Source organism: Dokdonella sp., assembly GCF_049593775.1.
In the GTDB taxonomy this organism is placed as follows: domain Bacteria; phylum Pseudomonadota; class Gammaproteobacteria; order Xanthomonadales; family Rhodanobacteraceae; genus Dokdonella.
This window is the reverse complement of the sequence record NZ_JBAWHJ010000007.1, coordinates 1-2,652: the sequence shown is the minus strand read 5'-3', so window position 1 is coordinate 2,652 and position 2,652 is coordinate 1. Positions and strand designations below refer to the sequence as shown.

General features: G+C 60.8%; 3 protein-coding genes. All 3 read left to right on the top strand.

The annotated features are described in order from the left end of the window. The coding region (locus WBP53_RS00175; RefSeq protein WP_423924727.1) for a TonB-dependent receptor domain-containing protein at nt 1-825 on the top strand (825 nt) is incomplete at its 5' end. Nucleotides 826-850: 25 nt separating this feature from the next. Then, nucleotides 851-2,419, top strand: coding sequence for a sulfotransferase (locus WBP53_RS00170; protein ID WP_423924729.1), 1,569 nt, complete (start codon nt 851-853; stop codon nt 2,417-2,419). 19 nt (nt 2,420-2,438) lie between these two features. Beyond that, nucleotides 2,439-2,652 (top strand): hypothetical protein (locus WBP53_RS00165; protein WP_423924725.1); only part of this gene is annotated, 214 nt, incomplete at its 3' end.

The following is a 2,652-nucleotide window of genomic DNA, read 5'->3' as shown; positions in this document are numbered from 1 at the left end:
GACGGCACCCTGTTCAAGGGCAATGTCGCCTGGACATTCTCGCCCGAAAACATGCTCTATGGAACGATCTCAGAGGGCTATCGTCGTGGCGGTACAAACGGCGTCCCGACCGATGGCTTCTTCGGTGAAGATCCGGCCTGGTCCATCTACAAACCCGATTCGGTGACCAACTACGAGGTCGGCATCAAGGGTGCCGTCGGCCGCATGACCTACAACGCCAACTACTTCTACGTCGACTGGAAGGATCCGCAGATCAATAGCGCGACCACGAACTGGGGCTTCTTCGCCGTCGTCAATGCCGAATCGGCTGCAACCAGCGGTATCGAGCTCGAGATTGCCGGCAGCTTGGGTGACGGCTTCACCTACGGTCTCGGCTATACCTACACCAAGGCCGAGCTGACCTCCGATGCGGTGGCACCGGATGGCGGTTTCACCCTGGGCGTCGATGGCGATACCCTGCCGGGTGTGCCCGAGCATCGCTTCAATGCTTCGGCGGGCTACGGATTTCCGTTCGCTTCCGGGTTGCTGACAATCCGCGGCGACGCCTACACCCAGTCCTCGACGCAGAATGCCTTGAGCCAGAGTCCGCGCTTCCGTTACACGATGGGCGGCTTCACTATCTTCAATCTTTCGGCCACCTATAGCCGCGACAACTGGGATACCACGCTGTGGCTCAAGAACATCGGCAACGTCGAAGGCATCACCGGTGTCTACACCGAGGAATACATGGGCACCTCGCCCGAGCAGAACTACTACGGCAATGGTTCGAAGGGATTGGTCACCCTGCCACGCACTGTGGGCGTGACGGTCGGCTATCGCTTCTGATGGAACGGGGCATGCTCACTTGAACATGCCTACGGGGGAAACCGGGCAGGCACTACGGAACATCGAAGTGCTGCTCGGAAAAGGCGACGGGCCGGGTGCGGAGCGCGCGGCCCTGTCGCTGATTGAAAGGCAACCTGCCGACATGCAGGCTCGGGTACTTCTCGGCCATGCCCAGCGTCTTTGTGGAAAACCGGGGGACGCACTGGCCACGGCAAGAAAGGCAGCCGAAATGCAGCCCGGCCACCCTGCACCCGCGATGCTGCTCGTCGACTTGCTGCATGAACAGGGCGAGCGCGAAGCCTGCCTTGAAATGCTCGGGAAACTGGCCGAGCAGAAGGGCGAACAACCGCTGCGTCTGCTCCAGGATGTCGCCCAGCGTTTCGCCATGCTCGGACTGCACGCCGAGGCCGAGCAATGTCATGCGCGCGCCCGGCAACGTCAGCCCGATCATCCGGAGCTGATCTACAACCACGCAACTTCCCTGATCGCGCTCGGCAAGCTGGTGGAGGCCGAATCCGCACTGGACAGGGTCATCGAACTTCGACCCGAAGACAGCGACGCCTGGTACAACCGCGCCACCTTGCGCAAACAGACAGCGGAACGAAACCACGTCGGCGTGATTGAGTCGCGACTGGCACAAGCACCTCCTGGTGCACCCGGTCGCGTAGCACTCGGTTATGCGCTGGCCAAGGAGCTCGAGGATCTCGGCGAGTCGAAACGTTCGTTCGCAGCTCTCAAGCAAGGGGCCGACGCCCGCCGGCGCATGCTGAGCTACCGCGTTGAAGACGATATCGAAACGATGCAATTGATCGCGCAGGCTTTCGACGCTTCATTTTTCGCTGCGGAACACGAAGGCCTTGCCGACCCGCGACCGCTGTTCATCATCGGCCTGCCACGCAGCGGCACGACCCTGGTCGACCGCATCCTCAGTTCGCACAGTGGCGTGACGAGCCGTGGCGAAGTCAGTGACCTGGCCATGGCCCTGGTCAAGACTGCCGGCAAGGTGTCGGGAAAAGCCGAGCTGGTGCAGCGTTCGACCCGGCTCGATTTCAGGGCGTTGGGCCAGCACTATTGCAGCAACCTTCCCGATGCCGATGCAGCCCGCTTTCTGGACAAGACGCCAGTCAACTTCCTCTATCTCGGCCTGATCGCCGCGGCCTTGCCCAACGCACGTGTCATCCACCTTCGACGCAAACCGATGGATGTCTGCTACGCGATGTACAAGACCCTGTTCCGCATGGCCTATCCGTTTTCCTACGATCTCGCTGATCTGGCCCGCTACTGGATCGGCTACGACCGCCTGATGAGCCACTGGCGCGAAGTGTTCCCGACAACGCATCTGTTTGAGATCGACTATGAGGATCTGGTTGCGAACCAGGAATCCCGCAGCCGTGAACTCGTGGAATTCGCCGGCTTGCCATGGCAGGACGCCTGCCTCTCGTTCGAGAAGAACCAGCAGCCCTCGCTGACCGCCAGTGCGGCGCAAGTGCGTCAGCCGATGTACAGCAGTTCGGTAGGGCTGTGGCGACGTCATGAAGGAGAACTCGCTCCGCTGCGCGATCTGCTCGTGCAGGCCGGTATCGACATTGAATGAACCCTCACAGGAAACACCCGTGACCGAAGCCACTGCTGCACCGATTGCTCCCGTGGATCGGAAAAGACATTCCGACAGCCTCTGGCTGTACTTGCTGTTTGCCTTGCTGGCGACAGCCGGGTTCTTCTACATCAACATCATGTCGGCGATTGTCGATGGACTGGTCACCGGACTGGGCTTCAGCAATACAGAAGCCGGCATGGTCGGCTCGGCCAACATTTACGGTGCAAGCA

Excerpts from the sequence above, each read along its gene's own strand:
- WBP53_RS00170 (WP_423924729.1), top strand. The coding sequence starts at position 851 with ATGCCTACGGGGGAAACCGGGCAGGCACTACGGAACATCGAAGTGCTG.